General features: G+C 35.7%; 20 protein-coding genes and 1 pseudogene. 9 read left to right on the top strand and 12 right to left on the bottom strand.

Annotated features, from left to right (window positions below; all coding sequences use genetic code 11):
• Nucleotides 1-57 precede the first annotated feature (57 nt).
• A complete protein-coding gene (locus tag AAGD91_RS00435; protein ID WP_341821073.1) occupies nucleotides 58-414 on the top strand; it encodes a hypothetical protein in 357 nt (118 codons plus the stop codon).
• 147 nt (nucleotides 415-561) lie between these two features.
• Here the strand turns inward: AAGD91_RS00435 and AAGD91_RS06295 are convergent, their stop codons facing one another.
• Genes AAGD91_RS06295 through AAGD91_RS00430 form a run of 3 tightly spaced genes read right to left on the bottom strand, consistent with a single transcriptional unit; the run spans nucleotide 562 to nucleotide 1,301 of the window.
• Entirely contained in the window at nucleotides 562-732 is a 171-nt protein-coding gene (locus AAGD91_RS06295; RefSeq protein ID WP_410541919.1) for an IS3 family transposase, read from the bottom strand.
• Between the two features lie 23 nt (nucleotides 733-755).
• A complete protein-coding gene (locus AAGD91_RS06290) occupies nucleotides 756-875 on the bottom strand; it encodes a hypothetical protein (RefSeq protein WP_410541936.1) in 120 nt (39 codons plus the stop codon).
• Nucleotides 876-923: 48 nt separating this feature from the next.
• Entirely contained in the window at nucleotides 924-1,301 is a 378-nt protein-coding gene (locus AAGD91_RS00430) for an IS3 family transposase (protein ID WP_341821072.1), read from the bottom strand.
• Between the two features lie 504 nt (nucleotides 1,302-1,805).
• On the opposite strand from AAGD91_RS00430, the gene fumC reads away from it, so the two are divergent.
• Entirely contained in the window at nucleotides 1,806-3,200 is a 1,395-nt protein-coding gene (fumC, locus tag AAGD91_RS00425; protein WP_264731291.1) for a class II fumarate hydratase, read from the top strand.
• An 81-nt stretch (nucleotides 3,201-3,281) separates the two neighbouring features.
• Here fumC and AAGD91_RS00420 read toward each other — a convergent pair.
• Nucleotides 3,282-3,582: pseudogene (locus AAGD91_RS00420) on the bottom strand (IS4 family transposase); the annotation flags it as partial.
• 693 nt (nucleotides 3,583-4,275) lie between these two features.
• Nucleotides 4,276-5,412 (bottom strand): cysteine desulfurase family protein, encoded by a 1,137-nt coding sequence (locus tag AAGD91_RS00415; RefSeq protein WP_341821071.1) that lies wholly within the window; start codon nucleotides 5,410-5,412, stop codon nucleotides 4,276-4,278.
• A 155-nt stretch (nucleotides 5,413-5,567) separates the two neighbouring features.
• Here AAGD91_RS00415 and AAGD91_RS00410 point away from each other — a divergent pair, with 155 nt between their 5' ends.
• A complete protein-coding gene (locus AAGD91_RS00410) occupies nucleotides 5,568-6,266 on the top strand; it encodes an alpha/beta hydrolase (protein ID WP_341821070.1) in 699 nt (232 codons plus the stop codon).
• Nucleotides 6,267-6,511: 245 nt separating this feature from the next.
• Here AAGD91_RS00410 and AAGD91_RS00405 read toward each other — a convergent pair whose 3' ends face one another.
• Nucleotides 6,512-7,186, bottom strand: coding sequence for an ABC transporter ATP-binding protein (locus AAGD91_RS00405; protein WP_253309781.1), 675 nt, complete (start codon nucleotides 7,184-7,186; stop codon nucleotides 6,512-6,514).
• A gap of 39 nt (nucleotides 7,187-7,225) precedes the next feature.
• Nucleotides 7,226-7,687, bottom strand: a complete 462-nt coding sequence (locus tag AAGD91_RS00400; protein ID WP_341821069.1) for a heme biosynthesis protein HemY — start codon at nucleotides 7,685-7,687, stop codon at nucleotides 7,226-7,228.
• Nucleotides 7,688-7,734: 47 nt separating this feature from the next.
• On the opposite strand from AAGD91_RS00400, the gene AAGD91_RS00395 reads away from it, so the two are divergent.
• Together AAGD91_RS00395 and ribD are read left to right on the top strand one after the other, a co-directional pair.
• Entirely contained in the window at nucleotides 7,735-8,934 is a 1,200-nt protein-coding gene (locus tag AAGD91_RS00395; protein ID WP_341821068.1) for a deoxyguanosinetriphosphate triphosphohydrolase, read from the top strand.
• Complete coding sequence (gene ribD, locus AAGD91_RS00390) at nucleotides 8,934-10,151, top strand: bifunctional diaminohydroxyphosphoribosylaminopyrimidine deaminase/5-amino-6-(5-phosphoribosylamino)uracil reductase RibD (RefSeq protein ID WP_341821067.1); 1,218 nt, start codon at nucleotides 8,934-8,936, stop codon at nucleotides 10,149-10,151. The genes AAGD91_RS00395 and ribD overlap by 1 nt, the downstream gene beginning before the upstream one ends.
• 56 nt (nucleotides 10,152-10,207) lie before the next feature.
• Here ribD and AAGD91_RS00385 read toward each other — a convergent pair whose 3' ends face one another.
• On the bottom strand, nucleotides 10,208-10,669 hold the full coding sequence (locus AAGD91_RS00385) for a hypothetical protein (protein WP_341821066.1): 462 nt from the start codon (nucleotides 10,667-10,669) through the stop codon (nucleotides 10,208-10,210).
• Between the two features lie 386 nt (nucleotides 10,670-11,055).
• Between AAGD91_RS00385 and truB the strand changes: the two genes are divergently transcribed.
• From truB to pnp, 3 genes are read left to right on the top strand one after another with little or no spacing between them, the layout of a single operon-like run.
• The gene (truB, locus tag AAGD91_RS00380; RefSeq protein ID WP_341821530.1) at nucleotides 11,056-11,991 is read left to right on the top strand and encodes a tRNA pseudouridine(55) synthase TruB; all 936 of its coding nucleotides are present in this window, start codon (nucleotides 11,056-11,058) and stop codon (nucleotides 11,989-11,991) included.
• A 12-nt stretch (nucleotides 11,992-12,003) separates the two neighbouring features.
• Nucleotides 12,004-12,276: a 30S ribosomal protein S15 gene (rpsO, locus tag AAGD91_RS00375; RefSeq protein WP_006279944.1), complete on the top strand. Its 273-nt coding sequence runs from the start codon at nucleotides 12,004-12,006 to the stop codon at nucleotides 12,274-12,276.
• 14 nt (nucleotides 12,277-12,290) lie between these two features.
• Nucleotides 12,291-14,564, top strand: a complete 2,274-nt coding sequence (gene pnp / locus AAGD91_RS00370) for a polyribonucleotide nucleotidyltransferase (RefSeq protein ID WP_341821065.1) — start codon at nucleotides 12,291-12,293, stop codon at nucleotides 14,562-14,564.
• Nucleotides 14,565-14,766: 202 nt separating this feature from the next.
• On the opposite strand, the gene rpe is transcribed toward pnp, so the two are convergent.
• Both rpe and AAGD91_RS00360 read right to left on the bottom strand, forming a co-directional pair.
• Nucleotides 14,767-15,447, bottom strand: a complete 681-nt coding sequence (rpe, locus tag AAGD91_RS00365; protein WP_253309921.1) for a ribulose-phosphate 3-epimerase — start codon at nucleotides 15,445-15,447, stop codon at nucleotides 14,767-14,769.
• A gap of 117 nt (nucleotides 15,448-15,564) precedes the next feature.
• Nucleotides 15,565-15,993 carry a zinc-ribbon domain-containing protein gene (locus AAGD91_RS00360; RefSeq protein ID WP_341821064.1) on the bottom strand — a complete coding sequence of 143 codons (429 nt, stop codon included), beginning with the start codon at nucleotides 15,991-15,993 and terminating at the stop codon, nucleotides 15,565-15,567.
• A gap of 73 nt (nucleotides 15,994-16,066) precedes the next feature.
• Here AAGD91_RS00360 and dapD point away from each other — a divergent pair, with 73 nt between their 5' ends.
• Entirely contained in the window at nucleotides 16,067-16,897 is an 831-nt protein-coding gene (gene dapD / locus AAGD91_RS00355) for a 2,3,4,5-tetrahydropyridine-2,6-dicarboxylate N-succinyltransferase (RefSeq protein ID WP_341821063.1), read from the top strand.
• Nucleotides 16,898-16,903: 6 nt separating this feature from the next.
• On the opposite strand, the gene AAGD91_RS00350 is transcribed toward dapD, so the two are convergent.
• Together AAGD91_RS00350 and AAGD91_RS00345 are read right to left on the bottom strand one after the other, a co-directional pair.
• On the bottom strand, nucleotides 16,904-17,188 hold the full coding sequence (locus AAGD91_RS00350; protein ID WP_007549418.1) for a DUF2610 domain-containing protein: 285 nt from the start codon (nucleotides 17,186-17,188) through the stop codon (nucleotides 16,904-16,906).
• On the bottom strand, nucleotides 17,189-17,560 hold the full coding sequence (locus AAGD91_RS00345) for a hypothetical protein (RefSeq protein WP_410541935.1): 372 nt from the start codon (nucleotides 17,558-17,560) through the stop codon (nucleotides 17,189-17,191).
• Nucleotides 17,561-17,565 lie beyond the last annotated feature (5 nt).

Below are 17,565 nucleotides of genomic sequence, written 5' to 3'. Positions count from 1 at the left end.
GTTTTTCTTTTTTCGCTATTAATATATTTATAACACAATTGAGTTTAAATAGTTGGTATGAAAAGCTTTTTACGAAATTTCTTGCACTATCTTCTGTCATCCCAGTGCTTGACACTGGGATCCATATCTTTTTTTCTCTGGTCACGCGCTGGAATGACACCCAGGACGTGGTGTAATAGTTGTACAAGAATCCTACTAACTTTACTATTAATTCTATTTCCACTTTTAGCATCATCTATAAGCATTGAGGACATCGAAGAAAATTGCGATTACGAATATTACCCTAAATTAGATTCTTCTTCTGCTGATGAGTTACACGTTATAAAGCGAAATTATTATAGATACGGTGAGGAATTAAAAATACTAGCAGATGAGAGGATAAAGGAGATCACTTTAGGCACTAGTTATAAATAATTGTAACCAGACTGCATTCTGTGATTTTTAGCAAAACACGATCTTTCATTTGAGCTTTCTTCAATTTAAAGTAAATACAGAAAATTGCTGCCTATAGCTGAACTGACCTTACCCAGAAAAAGTGGAGAGAAAGTTAAGACGTTTTTGTCATGAGAATGACGCATCAAATTGTGCAGGAATGCAATAATTAATAGTAGAATGCCTACGTTGTTTGTTATAAAAAATTTCTATATATTCAAATATAGTAGTTTTGATATACCGTTTAGAGTGCAGAGAGGTGTCTATTGGTAACTCCCTTTTTAGAGAACTTTTCCACAACAGAATTGTCGTAAAAACAACCTTTATGACTCATCTATGTTTTTTATGGATAAGAGATATTGATAACCTTGCGAAGTATATTGTGACCCTTGATCGCTATGTAACAGCAGATTTTTATCGGGTTTGCGCTTATTAACGGCCATCAATAAAGAGTCAATAACCAATTGTTTATTGATTGAACTGCTCATTAACTACCATGCGTGAATATAGATCCTGCCAAATATAGCCATCCTTCTTTGGTTTTTATATAAGTAATCCCATATTTTACTTGGTTGATCGACAATAAAGTTTTGGTCTAATATATTGAGAGCTACGACTCTATTGTCCGTTTGTTGCTTCTTAGTTTTAAATTTTCTTCTCAATATAGCCCGAATACCATTTTTCTGCATAATAATTTGCACTGTTTTCAAGTTGCAACTTTTACCCAAAGCCTTCAATTCAGCATGAATTTTAGGAGCTCCATATCTACATTTAGAAGATTTTTTTGAATATCTGCTTTTATTTGCTGATTCTCTACTGCTTATTTTCCTTGTAGTCCACTTATAGTAGCAACTAGCAGATACATTCAAAACCCTACATAATTCCTGCACTTTATAGTGTTTACTATGCTCTTTTATGAAAAAATATTTTACTCTTTTTTACTGGCCAGGGCTTTTTTTTAAATGTCTCTTCCTCTTGTTACTTTTGCTAACTCTTTCTGTAAATCAAATCTCTCTTTGTTATAAGGAGCCTTTGCCTGGAAATGCGTATGCTTCTGACATTTTTCCATCATATTTTCTTACCCATTTACTTAACATACTGCCATCTATGCCTAGATCTTTTGCTATTTTTGTACTTCTGTTTCTTTAACCAGCTTAGCAGCTTCTAATTTGAATCCTGCTGTATATTCCCTTCTATTTGCCATATTTTGAAAAAACGTTTTATTTTACTCCAAAAACGTCTTAACTTTCTCTCTACTTTTTCTGGGTAAGGTCACACTTGACTACTTGGATCTAGTATGATTTAATTAACCAAGAAGTAGACATGAAAAAATTATGTAGTGAACCAGTTTGCATGACGCTAAGAAGGAAAATATGGATAGAAAAACGAGAATAGAATCAGACAGCTTAGGGGAAGTAAAAGTACCAAGTGAACATTACTGGGGAGCACAGACTCAACGTTCTTTAGAAAATTTTAAGATTGGCACAGAAAAAATGCCAGAGCCTCTGATTAAAGCATTAGCAATAGTAAAACTTGCAGCAGCACGTGTTAACATGAAGCAGGGTAGCATAGATAATAAGGTAGGGGACGCAATCTGCGCAGCCGCAAGGGAAGTAATAGATGGCAAATTTAATAATGAATTTCCGCTTGTTGTTTGGCAAACCGGATCCGGAACGCAGACTAATATGAATATGAATGAAGTGATCAGCAATCGCGCAATAGAGATTTTAGGTGGTAATTTGGGTAGTAAATCTCCGATACATCCAAACGACCATGTGAATTATGGTCAGTCATCAAATGACACCTTTCCAACAGCAATGCATATAGCAGCAGCAGAGCAAATAAACTGCTTGCTTATTCCAAATCTTGAAAAATTGCATAAGGTGCTGGATAATAAGGTTCAGGAATTTAAAAATATAATAAAAGTAGGACGTACTCACTTACAAGATGCAACGCCCCTAACACTGGGACAGGAGTTTTCTGGCTATGCAGCCCAGATTAAAAAGGGGATAGAGAGAGTAAAATTAACTTTAAGTGGTATATACGAGCTTGCACAAGGTGGCACTGCGGTTGGCACAGGACTCAATACTAAAAAGGGTTTTGCTGAAGATTTTTCAAGCAAAGTTGCAGAAATTACTAATCTTCCATTTACTTCAGCAGGCAATAAATTTGAAGCGCTAGCAGCAAACGATGCTTTAGTTGAGCTCAGTGGAACACTCAATACAGTAGCAGTCAGTTTAATGAAAATTGCAAATGATATAAGGTTGCTTGGTTCTGGTCCAAGATGTGGAATTGGGGAAATAATGTTACCGGAAAATGAGCCTGGTTCTTCAATTATGCCAGGTAAAGTGAATCCAACTCAGTGTGAAGCAGTAACTATGGTGTGCACTCAAGTTATGGGAAATCATGTTGCTGTGACCATTAGTGGTTCAAACGGTCATTTTGAATTGAATGTGTTTAAGCCAGTGATAATTTACAATGTTTTGCAGTCTATAAGACTTTTAGCTGATGCAAGTTTAAATTTTACAGAAAAATGTGTAGTTGGTATTAAGGCAAATGAAGAGAGGATAAAAGATTTACTGAATCAGTCGTTAATGTTGGTCACTATATTAAATACGCATATAGGGTATGACAATGCAGCAAAAATAGCAAAGCTTGCTTATAAAGAAAATATCACTCTAAAAGAAGCAGCAGCAAAACTTCAACTGCTCACTGAGGAGGAGTTTGAAAGGATAGTGAAACCAGAAGAAATGGTGAATTATTTGTAACCGTTGGGAGTGTTAAATAAACCATACGCGTCAAGTTAAGAGGTATCCGTTCAGCCAATGGCGTCAACTTAAGAGCCTCCATTAGCAAACTCTCCTAAAAACATGATGGCGTTTGGGCTTATCTACCTTATTGTGGCTGCCCTGGTCGAATTTTAACTTTAGCACGCATGCTTGCTCTATCAAAAAGGGCTTGAAAGTTTTTTGGCGCAATAAGTACTTGATAGAGTTTCTGCCTCATTACACCAAATAAAACTGAAAAATTTAAACGATACTCAGTAATTTGATCTGGGTTCCAAGGCTCTTGTGCATCACACATATGAAGCGATAATATATTATACATAACTAAGTTCGCCCAAAATTCTTGTAATACAGCCTCTAGGTGTATGGTCCCATAATTCCTCCTTTGATGGTATTGTTTTCTCATATTTTATCATACCATCACACTCTGGGACTGTACACCAGGAATTATCCTATTGAATTCTATGATATTATTTTTGTAACATTGTCTAAAGTGCCCAGTGTCAAGCACTGGAATGACAACATTTCCGTGAATATTGCTCTTAATTTGTAACTAACCTAAGCCATAAATATTAAGAAATTTACCAAACGAAAAAAAAGGCAAAAGAAGCCCCGTTGGTGACTAGTTATTTATATGTACTTCAAAATATTGGCGTTTTTTATTCTAAACGCTACGATTCAGCCGCTTTTAAATGCGATTAACCTAAATAACGTTAAGAAATTTACTGAGCGAAAAAAAAGGCAAAGAAACCCCAGGGTAGCTAGTATTCAAATTCTCCCTTGTCTATTTGACGTCTTTTACTGTCTTAAACGCTTTATAAGCGCGTTTCAGCTTATATAAGTAGAAACCTAGAAGTTTTATAAAGACATGAGGTGCACATAGTGCAAAAATTAAGCATGATTTACGCCAAATACATTAAGTTTTTTGTCATTAATCCACTGCAGAGATTGCGAAGATAAATAAATAGCTTCACTGTTATGATAAGGGGGCTGGCGAAGGGTGTCAAGTAAGTTTTTACATCTAATTTATAGCTCCCTGCATGATACCACGTATTATCTATACCAAGGTGTTCTTCTTGTAGATATTATACCAACAATCCACTATTTTTTTTATGTCTTGTGGTTTAGTTTCTGGACCTATACTGATTCTAATTGAACACTCTGCTTGCTCTTTTGTTGCCCCCATTGCAAGCAAAACATGGGAAGGCTCAACTTTTCCAGAAGAACATGCAGAACCATTACTAACTGCAATATGATTCAAGTCAAAATGCATGAGCTGCACATCACTCTTTATTCCTGGCATATAAATAAAACTTGTGTTTGGCAGCCTCTTAGAGTTTTTACCGAAGATTCTTATATCACTGGCAAGATTTAATAATTCACACTCTAATTGATCACGTAGCTCCTTTACTTCATCCATTTTTGATAGAAGGTCTGGAATATTTTGCAGTGCAGCAGAAAGGCCTGCAATCGCAACAATATTTTCCGTACCACCACGAAATCCCTTCTCTTGTCCACCACCTATTATAATAGGTTCTATCGCAAGTTCTTTATTGAATATTAAAACTCCACTGCCTGCTACACCGCCAAATTTATGGGCGGATAAAGTGAGTAAATCCACTCCTAAATCTTCCATATTAACTTTAATTTTTCCAACACTTTGAGCAGTGTCAGTGTGGCAAATTGCTCCAAATTTGTGTGCTATTTCAGCTATTTCCTTAACAGGATGAATAACTCCGGTTTCGTTATTTGCCATCATAACTGAAACTATTGCTTTGTTTCCTTTAAGTTCGCTTAGAATTTTTTCTAGCTCTAAAAAGTCAACAATGCCCTCCTGATTAACGGGTATTATATATGGATTACATGCAGAATTAAGAATTGAAGGATGCTCTATAGCTAAAATTACATGCAGATAGCCTGCTATTCCTCTCATAACAAGGTTATTCGCTTCAGTCGCACCAGACGTAAAAACTATTTCTTTATCACTTGGAACACCAAGAGCATCACGTATGTTATCTCTTGCATCCTGAAGAATCTTCCTCGCTTCTTGTCCTCTTTTATGTAGTGATGATGGATTGAGCGTTTGTTTTAACAAGACCTCAAATATACTTTTTTTTACATTCTCACTAATTGGAGCAGTTGCATTGTAATCAGCATATACGTAACCACTATTTTCTAAAGAGAATGGACTCATCTGTCACTTAAATAAGTTTACCATCAACTATAGCCATAACTATGTACGTTAGCTTTAACACGATAAAAAATTTATTGCAAAAACAGCGAAATTAATACATAATTAATAATTCATGTCATCAATACCTGTCAAGCAGGTTTTTATTAGGAGTTACCGTGGTAGAAGTTTTTTTGAATAATGCAACAAGAAAGATAGAAGGTGAATACCACCAAAGCAAAGATGCCAACGCACCGGTTGTGCTGGTTTTACATCATCACCCTCAATATGGTGGTAATATGGGTAGTAAAATTGTACATGGTATATATACGTCTTTTATCGATAACAATTTTTCTGCATTGAAAATTAACTTTCGTGGTGTGGGAAAATCTACCGGAACTTTTGATAAGGGTATAGGAGAATTAACTGACGCTACGGTAGCTATTGATTGGCTTCAGGAACATAATCCTAGCAACGTTCCAATTTGGATCGCTGGTTTTTCTTTTGGAGCATGGGTGGCTATGCAGCTAACAATGCGTCGCCCTGAGATAGTGGGTTTTATTGCTCTTTCTCTTCCGGTAACTAAGTACGATTTTTCTTTTCTTTCTCCCTGTCCAGTTTCTGGGATTATAATACAAAGCAGTAACGATACAATCTCAGAAGAAAGCGATGTAACAGAATTAGCAAAAAGGTTAATAAATTCAGTAAAAAGTGATCACATGAAATACCATATAATAGACGATACTAATCACTTTCTAAGGGATAAAGAAGAGGAAGTGGCTCAAATCGTAGATGGTTATATAAAACTGCGCTTAAACAGTGCAGCTATTTCTTCTCAAAAGGTCAAAAAAGAGGTAAGGGTAAAAGAATATGCCTAACCTTTACAAACAAGAGAAATGAGTGTAGTAATATAAATGAAAAGGTTTTGTTATGTTTAAAAAGCTATTATTTTTTGTTTTAGCTGTGTTTATGTTATCGGGGTGTTCCCTAAGTAAACAGCGTAAGTTAAAAAGTCCGTGTATAAAAAGCAATGAAAGCGTTTCATGCGAGTTGTACTCTGTTAATGATCATTGGTTAGATAAGTATAAGGCATAGGTAGTTTAAATTGTGCTATTTTCCCTATTCACAACTTCACTAATGATCGATCTCTCAATTGGAAAATGCAGTCTGCCTTTTCTGCAAGGAGATGATTGTGCGTTACTATAAGCATAGAGCTGTTATTTTCCTTTACGTATGAATGTAGCAGTAAAAACACGTTAAAAGAATTTGTTGGATCTAAATTTCCTGTTGGCTCATCTGCAAGTAAAAGCTTTGGAGAATTGACAATGCTTCTTGCAATTGCAACTCTCTGCCTTTCCCCACCCGAAACTTCAGATACCATGCTACTTGCTTTGTTTTCCAGACCAAATTTTTCCAACATTGCTTGCGAATTTTTTTTTGCTTCAGCTTTGCTTTTTCCTGCAATGAGTTGAGGAAGCATAATATTTTCCAACACCGATAACTCTTGTAACAAATAGTGAAATTGATAAACAAAACTAAGAAAATTTCTTCTTACATGGGTTTTATGCTTATTATTAGCTTGTGTGCAATTTATTCCATCTATCGTAACTATACCTGAAGTTGGCTTGTCCAACAAGCCTGCGATTTGCAATATAGTTGTTTTTCCTGCACCTGAATTGCCAATCAGCGCTACTACTTGCCCTCTTGTGACACTTAGGTTGATGTCTTTTACAACAGCAGAATTGTCCTTGAAGCTTTTATCTACAGAAGTTAGTTCTAGAGCTACATTATCACCCATGTTTAAAAGACCCAGAAGGCATCTAAATTTTGGTAATAATTAAACCGAAAAACTGTTACCACAACCACATTGAGACTTAGCAAGGGTATTCTTTATTTGAAAACCAGAACCACTGAGATCCTCAGTATAATCTATAACTGAGTTATTTAAAAATTTTGCTGAACAATTATCAACCATTAATACAGGATTGCCATTTTCATCATTAATTACTATATCTTTACCTTTTTCGCTAAAACTGTAGTGGCTTCTATAGTCCTCGCTTTCTTCATAGTCATCATCTTCGTCTTCGTCATCAAACTCATCATCGTAATCATCATCTTCATCATCCAAAGATAGATTTTTATTCATTTGATCCATAAGAAAATTGTATTTGAAGCCAGAACATCCACCACCTGAAACTGCAACCCGCAAAACGGAACTCTTATCCCCTTCCTGCTCTGCAAGAGAGTGGATTTTTTTTAGTGCATTATCAGTTAAGTTGATGTTGTAATTTGTTGACATAGTAACCACCGTTTATTATTGATAATTTATTATAGTAGAAATTTTACATGTCAAACAATAATTTTCTATTAAATTATGCATGCTTTCCAAGCAAAACAAAAGGGAGATACTTCAAAGAGCCAGAAGATGAGAATCGCAGCTGCTTTCAGCGTGATAGAGATCGCATTGTTCACTCTAATGCGTTTAGGAAATTGGAGTACAAAACACAAGTTTTTATCAATTATGAGCACGACTACTATCGCACTCGGCTTACTCATAGCCTTGAAGTTGCACAAATTGCAAGGTCCATTGCGCGTAGACTTGGCTTAAATGAGGATATCACTGAATGCATAGCGCTCGCACATGATCTTGGTCATCCTCCATTTGGTCATGCAGGTGAAGATGCTCTAAAGAAATCAGTTCAAGATTTGAATCTTGATAACGAGAAGTATGAGTTTGATCATAATGTTCAAGCTATAAGGATTTTAACTTATCTTGAACAAAAACATGCTGATTTTGATGGTATGAATCTAAGTTGGGAGGTGATTGAAGGGGTTGCAAAACATAATGGTCCTTTGCTTGGTCAAAACGCGGAGTCTTCTACAAATAATCAGCTGTTATTAAAATATAATGAAAAATATGATCTAAAACTTGAGGAATTTTCAAGCATTGAAGCGCAAGTTGCTTCAATTGCCGATGATATTGCTTACAGTGTTCACGATCTTGATGATGCACTCAGAGCAAATTTAGTAACCATCGAAGATTTGCTGAATGTCCCTTTAATTGGAAAAATGTTTAAAGACGTAAGGAGCGGATATTCAGAATTGCCTCAGAGCAAACTCATACATGAATCACTGAGTGGAACTATAGGAACTATGATAAGTGATGTTGTTTCTCAGACTGAAAGAAATATTGAAAATCAAAAAATAAAAAGCGTAGAAGACGTAAGAAGTCTAAATAAAATGCTAGTCACATTTTCACCAGAAGTTGCGAATGCTACAAAAGAAATGAAAAGATTCAACATGGAGAAAATATACAGAAGCTATAAACTGAGTAGAACGATGAACAAAGCAAAACGCATAATACAGGAACTTTTTCAATGTTTTTATGAAAACCCAGGATTACTTCCCACAGAGTGGAGCAAACTCGCTTGTGAATCTCAGCGTTCAGTAATAATATGTGACTATATCTCAGGTATGACAGATAGATTTGCCATACACGAGCACAGAAGAATTTTTGATACCTCCTATGAAATGACTTCTTTCTAATGACAGATGATCACTTCATGTCAATTGCATTAAAGCTTGCAGAAAAAAATCTTGGAAATGTTGCACCAAATCCTGCTGTCGGGTGTGTTATTGTAAAGGATGGTACAATTATTAGTGAGGGATATACAGGGATCGGTGGACGTCCGCATGCAGAGGTAGTCGCTTTGCAAAACACTAAAGATTCAACTCATGGTGCAACTATATATATCACTCTTGAGCCATGTTGTCATCACGGAGTCACAGGGCCTTGCACTGCAAAAATCATAAAAGCTGGTGTAAAAAGGGTAGTAATTGCAACTATTGACCCAGATAGTAGAGTTTCAGGTGGAGGCATTAAAGCTCTGAAAGAAGCAGGAATTGAAGTTGAGCAAGGTATTATGCAAAAAGAGGCAGAAGAACTGAATGTCGGTTTTTTCACCACTAAAGAATTACATAGACCATTTATAGCTTGCAAAATCGCAACAACTCTTGACGGAAAAATCGCAACATTTACAGGCGATAGCAAATGGATAACAAGTGAGGATACAAGAAATTGGGTGCATGAGCTTAGAGCAAAATATGATGCAATTATGATTGGCAGCAATACTCTTATTAACGATAATCCACTCTTAACTTGCAGATTACCAGGACTTGAAAATAGATCGCCAATAAGGCTAATTATTGATAGCCAGGAAAAATTGCAGGAAGAGCATAATATTGCAAAGACTGCAGGTCCCTTGTATAGCTATGATTTAAGCAAAGAGCCAATAGCTCACTCTTCGGTGTCATTCCAGCGCGTGACGCTGGAATCTAGAAAAAAAGAAGAAGAATGGATCCCAGTGTCAGCTACTTGGATGACATCAAGAGGCTTGGCGGCAACTTGGGTGATTACAAACGACAAGGTAAGGAAAAAAATGAAAAATATTAACTACTTAGTAGTTAATTCAAACAATGCTGGCAAAGTCTGCCTAAAAGACATGGCATCAAAACTTGTTTCAGAAATTGGCATAACAAGGTTATTAGTTGAAGGTGGAGGAGTGTTAATCACAGAGCTACTGAAGCATAGTTTAATCGACAGGCTGATAATCTGCCGTAGTGGTAAGATTTTAGGTAATGATGCCATCCCCTTTATAGGGAATTTAGGAATTCAATCCATCAACAACTGTTACCAATTTAAAAAAGTAGAGATAATAGAGTTTAGTAAGGATGTAGTTGAGATGTGGGATAGATTACCGTAACTCTTCTCAAATGAAAAAAAGAGGCAGAACCACCTCTACCTCTTCTTTCATTAACTTTAAACTTTTTTAGCGTTTGATATAGCATTTTCTAATGCAACATCTGCTAAGTTAGTTGCTACTTTACCTTTTAAAGCTTCATTACTCACCGCAACTTTTAATGACTTAGAATCATTAGCCATATATAACTCTGCTTTCATTTCAGCAACAGTTGTTTTTTCAGCAACTTTAGTTATTTGCACCTTACATTCAGTAGCATTATCTTCAGGAGCTACGTTTGCAAGCTTAACAACTTTCCTATTTGCTAATAATACGTGAACTACTCCATTATTTAATGCTTTGTAATCAGCAATTGGAAGTGTCAAGAATAATTGCTGAACATCGTTCTTGCCCTCTTTTTCAACTGTTTCTTCAACAATCGTACCACTCTTTACCACATATTTGGCAAGAGTAGCAAAGTTTGTGTCTTTACCATCCTTACCATTTGTACCGTTTACTCCTATTTCTTCATTCTTCTGCATTTGCTGATATGAAGCATAAGCTGCTGCGGCAAAATATACAGCGGCAATAAATAGAACTGCAATTCCAGCAGGGCTAGCAACAAATGCTAAAGATGCAGGTCGAGCAATTACTTTAGTAGCAATTAATATTGCCGTTATTGCTCACGCTAAAGATGCAAGTGCAACTAAACCTTCAATACTCATTTTTGTTATATGTGCAGTGTTTTCCCACTTCAATATGCTTTTATTTGTATTTATAGTCATAATAGTACCCTTAATAATGCTAATAAAAAGATTAAGTATTTGTTAATAGATGTATGTTAGTCAAGCTATTTTACATTATTATTTAAAGTATATATTTCAAGCTGCTTCCTAAACTGTCATCAGCTGTATATAATTCACATATGATACACGGCTGGCTGAATCTCGATAAACCAATAGGAATTAGTTCTGCACAAGCTGTAACCCAAGTTAAAAAGATCTTTGGAATTAAGAAAGCTGGTCATCTGGGAACACTTGATCCTTTAGCTTCAGGTGTGTTGCCAATTGCTCTTGGCGAGGCAACAAAAACTATACCGTATTTATCTTGTGACTTAAAGGCATACGATTTTACAATAAAATGGGGCGAACAAAGAACAACGGATGATTTGGGTGGTGATATCATTAGAACTAGCGATATAAAACCCGAATATAATCAAATAAATTGTGCAATTAAAAATTTTATTGGTGAGATCAAGCAGACTCCTCCTCAATTTTCAGCAATAAAAATTAAAGGAGCAAGGGCGTATAAATTGGCAAGAAGTGGGCAAAAGGTAAATATAAAACCCCAACAAGTCAAAATACATGAGCTGAAATTGATATCTGTGGACACCATAAATAATAGTGCAAATTTTTCTATGATGTGCGGTAGTGGTGTATATGTGAGATCAATTGCTCGGGATCTTGGCATTGCATTAAATTGTTTTGGACACATTACGAAATTAAGAAGAACTATGGTAGGTGACTTTAGAGAAAACGAATCAGTGACAATTGAACAGCTCGCTGAAAGAAACACAATAACTTACTCTCCGATAACAAAAGGTGATACTGGAGTAATGGAAGGTACAGGGAGTAATGCAAAAAGTTTCATCATTCCCATTGAATCGGCTTTAAAATCGATGTTCAAAATTGAAATTTCCCCAGAAGATGCGGGGAAAATCAGAAAAGGTCAGGAAGTTGTATTAAATAACTTGCGTAATTTAAAGAATTATGATATTTGTTGTACGATAGTGGGTAGTGTACCTATTGCAATCTGCAGTTTTATTTATGGTTGTGTGAAACCTATTCGTGTTTTTAATATTTAAAATGAGGTTTAGATGTCGATAACATCCGAAAAGAAAAAGAGTTTGATAAATATATATGCGATTAAAGAGGATGATACAGGTTCATCTTTTGTACAATGTGCAATTTTGACCGAGAGGATCAGTAACTTAACTGAGCATTTTAAAGTGCACAAGCATGACCATCACTCTAAGCGTGGTTTACTTATATTGATAGGTAGAAGACGCAAGCACTTAAATTATATAAAGCGTAAATTTGGTAATGAAGCCTACCAGGAATTAATAGAGAAGTTAGGCATTAGAAAATAATCGAGGAATTTAGTATGTTTAAAATTATAAAAAAATCTATAGAGTGGGGTGGTCGTGCCTTATCTTTAGAAACAGGAAAAATAGCACGCCAAGCTCATGGTTCAGTAGTTGTAAATTACGGTGATACTTCTGTTTTAGTAACTGTTGTACGTAAAAAGAAGGAAGAAAGCGTTGATTTCCTACCTTTAAATGTGCAGTTTATCGCAAAAAGCTATGCCATGGGTAAGATCCCTGGTGGTTTTTTTAAAAGAGAAGGCAAGCCATCTGATAGAGAAACTTTAATCTCAAGAGTAATAGATAGGAGTGTAAGGCCACTCTTTCCAGAAGGATTTCATGATGAAATTAGTGTGGTGTGTAATCTATTAACTTATGATACAGTCAATCCTCCTGAAGTGCCAGCATTAATTGGTGCTGTTGCAGCTCTTGCGGTTTCTGGTGTTCCTTTTCACTTTACTATAGCTGGAGTGATAGTTGGTTGTGATGAAAATAATAACTATATACTCAACCCTTCTGTTCAAGAGATGAAAGCAAGCAGCTTGGATCTGTTTTTGTCTGGTGATGAAAATTCGATTTTAATGGTTGAGTCAGAAGTGAAAGAGCTCTCTGAAGAAAATGTTTTTAATGCAATAAAATTTGGCCATGAACACCTTAAACCTGTCATTAAGCTCATAAAAGAGTTTGCTGATACAGTTGGCAATAAGCCTGAAAGCTTTGCTCCTGTTGATACATCAGATATAACACAAGAGCTCGAAAAATACGGTAAAGATTTTGAAAAAGCATATTCGCAAACAGTAAAACAAGAGCGAGTTCAAGCTCTAGAAGCGGTCAGAGAGAATATATTGAATACTCTTAAAGAGACTGGAAAAGATGAAAAGTTAATTACGTATGCAGTAAAAAACTTTGAAAGATCTTTAGTACGTGAAATAATTAGGAAGAAAGGTGTAAGGATAGACGGTCGTAAGCATGATGAGATACGTCAGATAGAAGTTGAAGTTGATATTCTGTACAGAACTCACGGTTCTGCGCTGTTTACAAGAGGCAACACTCAGGCATTGGTTGTTACTGCTCTTGGTACTACTCAAGATGAGCAAATTGTGGATGATATTGAAGGAGATAGACGTGAGCATTTCATGCTGCATTATAATTTCCCTCTATTTGCTGTTGGAGAGGCTTCTGCTATACGTGCACCAGGAAGGAGAGAAATCGGTCATGGTAAACTTGCTTGGAAAGCAATTCACCCTGTTTTACCTGATAAATCTGAATTCCCTTATACAATAAGAGTAGTATCTGAAATTATGGAATCTGATGGTTCTTCTTCTATGGCAACAGTTTGCGGGACTTCTCTTGCTTTAATGGATACGGGTGTACCAATAAAGGCCCCTGTTGCTGGAATTGCTATGGGCCTTATTAAAGATAAAGACGAGTATGTAATACTTTCCGATATATTGGGTGATGAAGATTATCTTGGTGATATGGACTTTAAAGTAGCAGGAACTAGTGAAGGAATTACGGCACTACAAATGGACATGAAAATTTCTGGTATAAGCTTTGAAATTGTTGAAAAATCTTTAGAACAGGCAAAAGCTGGAAGATTACATATTTTAGAAAAAATGAATGCAGTGATTTCAGAACACAGTGATGACGTCAAAGACCATGCACCAAGGATGTTATCATTTTACATAGATAAAGACAAAATTTCTGCAGCTATTGGTGCTAAAGGAAAAAATATACGCAGTGTGTGTGAAAGAAGTAATGCAAAAATTGAAATAGGAGATGATGGTAAAGTTTCTGTTTTTGCCACGAGTGGCACTGAAGCTGAAATTGCAAAGAGTATGATGATTGATTCAATAACAGAACTAGAACAAGGTTCTATAGTTGATGTCAAAGTTGTAAAAATGGAGAAGTCTATTGTAGAGCTTGAATTTCTTAATGGCAGAAAAGGAAAAATGCACATAAGTGAAGTAGCTAATGAACACATAGATTCTATAGAGAGCATACTTAAACAAGATGATACTTTCAAAGCACTAGTAATTGACTTCGAAAAAGGTGGATGTCCAAAGTTGTCAAGACGTCGAGTTGATCAAGAGACGGGAGAGTTTTTTGAAGGTGAGCTTTACAACGAGGAAAGGAAAGATGGTCCAAATGACAGGGATAATTATTACAATAATTCATTTAATAGAAAACCTGGAGGAAGTTACCATAAGAAGCCTTCTCGTCCTCGTTCTGGTTTCAGCAACAGAAATAGGCCGAAATTTGGTAATAATGATTCATCATCAGGCTTTTATTAAGAGTAAACTTCTTGCGTTACCTCTTGTCATCCAAGTAGCTTGACTACTTGGACCAGAGACTTTTTCAAATTAGTAGATAATAGAAATAATTTGTGTTAACTAGCTAAAGATCTTAGGTTTGCCAACATTCCGCTACGTGTTAGCGGCTGAGATACCGCGAATGAATCGCGGTATGACGTAGGGCTGCACTAGCTATATAGGATTACCACGATGGATTTTTAAGATCATTTACGGCCTTCTTAATATCTTCAGCCTTGAATATTGCCGATCCCGCAACTAAAATATCAGCACCTGCTTTTATTATATCAGTTGCGTTAGAAAAGTTAATTCCACCATCTACTGAAATTTGTGTTTTAAGATTACGCTCCTGTATCATTTTTTTTATAGTAGATATCTTGTTCAACTGTGAATGAATAAATTCCTGCCCTCCAAAGCCAGGGTTGACTGTCATAATCAGCACAATATCTAGCTCATGTATTATGTATTCAAGCACACTTGGGGAAGTTGAAGGAACAATTGAGACTCCAGCTTGAATCGTTTTTTTTGCGTCGTTTACATTTTTGTATGACTTTATCTTTCTTATCAACCTCTCAAGGTGTATCTCTGCTTCTGCATGTACAGTGATAATATCAGCACCAGCATTTATAAAGCTTTCAATGTGGTTACCAGGAGATTTGACCATTAAATGCACATCAAAAGGAAGATTGCTATATTTACGTATTGCAGAGACAACGCTAGGACCAATTGTAATATTTGGAACGAAATTCCCATCCATAACGTCTATGTGTATGTAATCTACACCTAAATCGCTAATTTTTCTTACTTCTTCTCCTAATTTTGCAAAGTCTGCTGAAAGTATAGAAGGTGCAATTTTAATACTCATGAGCTGTTTTTTACTAAAAAATAACTTATTTTTAAGACTCTGTCACCCTAATACTATTTGCATCATCTGAGTAGCTATAGGAACTGGATACCGATATCGGCAATGGTTTATGCCTATTTAACTAGATCTTAAATTAGATAAAAAAAGGTAGTCTTGATAAAACTTATTTACAACAAGTTTTTTTACATTTGGATTTTCTGTTTGTTCTTTTTTGTACCCTAATTTATAGCTTATTGAATCCTTATATGAACTGATCGTTTTGTATGCTTTGCTCATCTCTCTAGGAAAGATGCCATTAGCAATTACGACGCATAACCCTGTAGCTGTTGCAAAAGCTAGAGTGGTAAATGCTAGATTTTGTAAAAAATTCCTTCCACTAATTTTTTTTTCCTGTATATTAGCAGAGTGCGATTTGTTTGACGCTTCTTCTAGATGTTCATGCCATATATGATTGCAGTTCGTACACTTTACCTTTCTTCCAAATGCACCAATTTGCTCAGAAGATACTAAGTAAGTTTTAGTACAACTATTACATTGTATTTTCATAGCACTTACATATAAAGTGGTAACAAGCTCAAATGATACAGAGCTATAAATTTAATATTAATATATATAACAAATGGAAGGTTTGCAACTAAAAAAAACACAAAGTGAGATAGAAAATATTTGGAAAAATAGAGAAAAATTTAATGACTGTAACCTAAAGGAAACAGCAAGAATAGCAATTAAAGAGGTAATTGAGCTCCTTGATAGTGGCAAAATTAGAGTAGCAGAAAAGCTATCAAGTGGAGAATGGGTAGTACATAAGTGGATAAAGCAGGCAATATTATTACATTTTCTCACTGAAGAAAACAAAATAATAGACAATACCAATTGCTGGTTTGACAAGATCGGTAACAAATTTAGTGAATGGAATGAGGAGAAATTTCGCCAGTTAAAAATTAGAGCAGTTCCTGGGTGTTTTGTCCGCCGATCTGCTTATATAGGTACAAATGTTGTTCTAATGCCAAGTTTTATCAACGTTGGTGCATATGTTGATTCAGGAACAATGATAGATACCTGGTCAACGATTGGTAGCTGTGCGCAAATAGGAAAAAACTGCCATATTTCCGGTGGAGTGGGAATAGGTGGAGTCCTTGAGCCTATTCAAGCTTCACCTGTCATTATAGAAGATAATTGCTTTATTGGAGCACGTAGCGAGGTAGCCGAGGGTGTGGTAGTGAGAGAAGGATCAGTCCTTGGCATGGGTGTGTTCATTGGAGCATCAACAAAGATTATTGATAGAGAAACTAGCGAGGTATTTTATGCCGAAGTGCCACCTTATTCTGTAGTGGTACCAGGGTCTATTCCATCTAAAAATAACATTTCAACCTATTGTGCAGTTATAGTAAAAAAAGTGGATGAAAAGACGAGATCGAAAACCTCTATAAATGAAATATTGAGGGATTAAACTATCTCACTGCTTGTCGTCACTTTTTTTATCATTATTACTAACCACAGTAATGGCATACGCACATAACTCTGAGAAAGAGACTCCATTTTCTTGAGATAGTTTATATAATTTTTGTAGACTTTCTTTTACTTTATTAGGGATATTCCCTCCACGTTCTTTTACAAGCCAGGAATCTTGATGATGAATTGGATGAGCATCACTTTTTGGATTTCCTATATATATTGCAAAAGGTGAACTTTGTCCTTTGAAGTCACATTGTACAGTAAATTTTTTTATAGATTCAGCCATCTAAAGACCTCTACTTTTCTTTTTGGTCGATTTTATAGCAGGTGGAAGAGGTGGTTTCTTTATAAAATCTTGTCTATTGACAACACTTTCTTTACCTTCCAAAGCTCGGCGAACATTAGCTCTGCTTAATTGCGACTCTTTTGCTACCTTCATTCCATGCTTTGCCATAATATTAGCATATGCTAGTACTTTTTTTACCAATTCTAGATCACCATCTAGCATTTGAACTAGCACTTGAAACACTTCCGCTAAAGTTAGTCCATCAGCATTTATAACCTTGTTTTCTATAAAATTGGCAGCTTCTTCAAATTTGTATTCAATACTATCATCTTGAGGTATAAGGGCAACATAATCGGTGTTTTTGTCGTCCATAACTG

The sequence above is a fragment of the Wolbachia endosymbiont (group A) of Myopa testacea genome, assembly GCF_964027115.1.
GTDB lineage: Bacteria > Pseudomonadota > Alphaproteobacteria > Rickettsiales > Anaplasmataceae > Wolbachia.
This window is presented reverse-complemented; position numbering and strand designations above follow the sequence as displayed.

What these genes read in the sequence shown, in the direction of transcription:
- AAGD91_RS00435 (WP_341821073.1), top strand. Translation starts at nt 58, where the DNA reads ATGAAAAGCTTTTTACGAAATTTCTTGCACTATCTTCTGTCATCCCAG.
- AAGD91_RS06290 (WP_410541936.1), bottom strand. Translation starts at nt 875, where the DNA reads ATGGCCGTTAATAAGCGCAAACCCGATAAAAATCTGCTGTTACATAGC.
- fumC (WP_264731291.1), top strand. Translation starts at nt 1,806, where the DNA reads ATGGATAGAAAAACGAGAATAGAATCAGACAGCTTAGGGGAAGTAAAA.
- AAGD91_RS00415 (WP_341821071.1), bottom strand. Translation starts at nt 5,412, where the DNA reads ATGAGTCCATTCTCTTTAGAAAATAGTGGTTACGTATATGCTGATTAC.
- AAGD91_RS00405 (WP_253309781.1), bottom strand. Translation starts at nt 7,186, where the DNA reads ATGGGTGATAATGTAGCTCTAGAACTAACTTCTGTAGATAAAAGCTTC.
- AAGD91_RS00400 (WP_341821069.1), bottom strand. Translation starts at nt 7,687, where the DNA reads ATGTCAACAAATTACAACATCAACTTAACTGATAATGCACTAAAAAAA.
- AAGD91_RS00395 (WP_341821068.1), top strand. Translation starts at nt 7,735, where the DNA reads ATGTCAAACAATAATTTTCTATTAAATTATGCATGCTTTCCAAGCAAA.
- ribD (WP_341821067.1), top strand. Translation starts at nt 8,934, where the DNA reads ATGACAGATGATCACTTCATGTCAATTGCATTAAAGCTTGCAGAAAAA.
- AAGD91_RS00385 (WP_341821066.1), bottom strand. Translation starts at nt 10,669, where the DNA reads ATGCAGAAGAATGAAGAAATAGGAGTAAACGGTACAAATGGTAAGGAT.
- rpsO (WP_006279944.1), top strand. Translation starts at nt 12,004, where the DNA reads ATGTCGATAACATCCGAAAAGAAAAAGAGTTTGATAAATATATATGCG.
- pnp (WP_341821065.1), top strand. Translation starts at nt 12,291, where the DNA reads ATGTTTAAAATTATAAAAAAATCTATAGAGTGGGGTGGTCGTGCCTTA.
- rpe (WP_253309921.1), bottom strand. Translation starts at nt 15,447, where the DNA reads ATGAGTATTAAAATTGCACCTTCTATACTTTCAGCAGACTTTGCAAAA.
- AAGD91_RS00360 (WP_341821064.1), bottom strand. Translation starts at nt 15,993, where the DNA reads ATGAAAATACAATGTAATAGTTGTACTAAAACTTACTTAGTATCTTCT.
- dapD (WP_341821063.1), top strand. Translation starts at nt 16,067, where the DNA reads ATGGAAGGTTTGCAACTAAAAAAAACACAAAGTGAGATAGAAAATATT.
- AAGD91_RS00350 (WP_007549418.1), bottom strand. Translation starts at nt 17,188, where the DNA reads ATGGCTGAATCTATAAAAAAATTTACTGTACAATGTGACTTCAAAGGA.
- AAGD91_RS00345 (WP_410541935.1), bottom strand. Translation starts at nt 17,560, where the DNA reads ATGGACGACAAAAACACCGATTATGTTGCCCTTATACCTCAAGATGAT.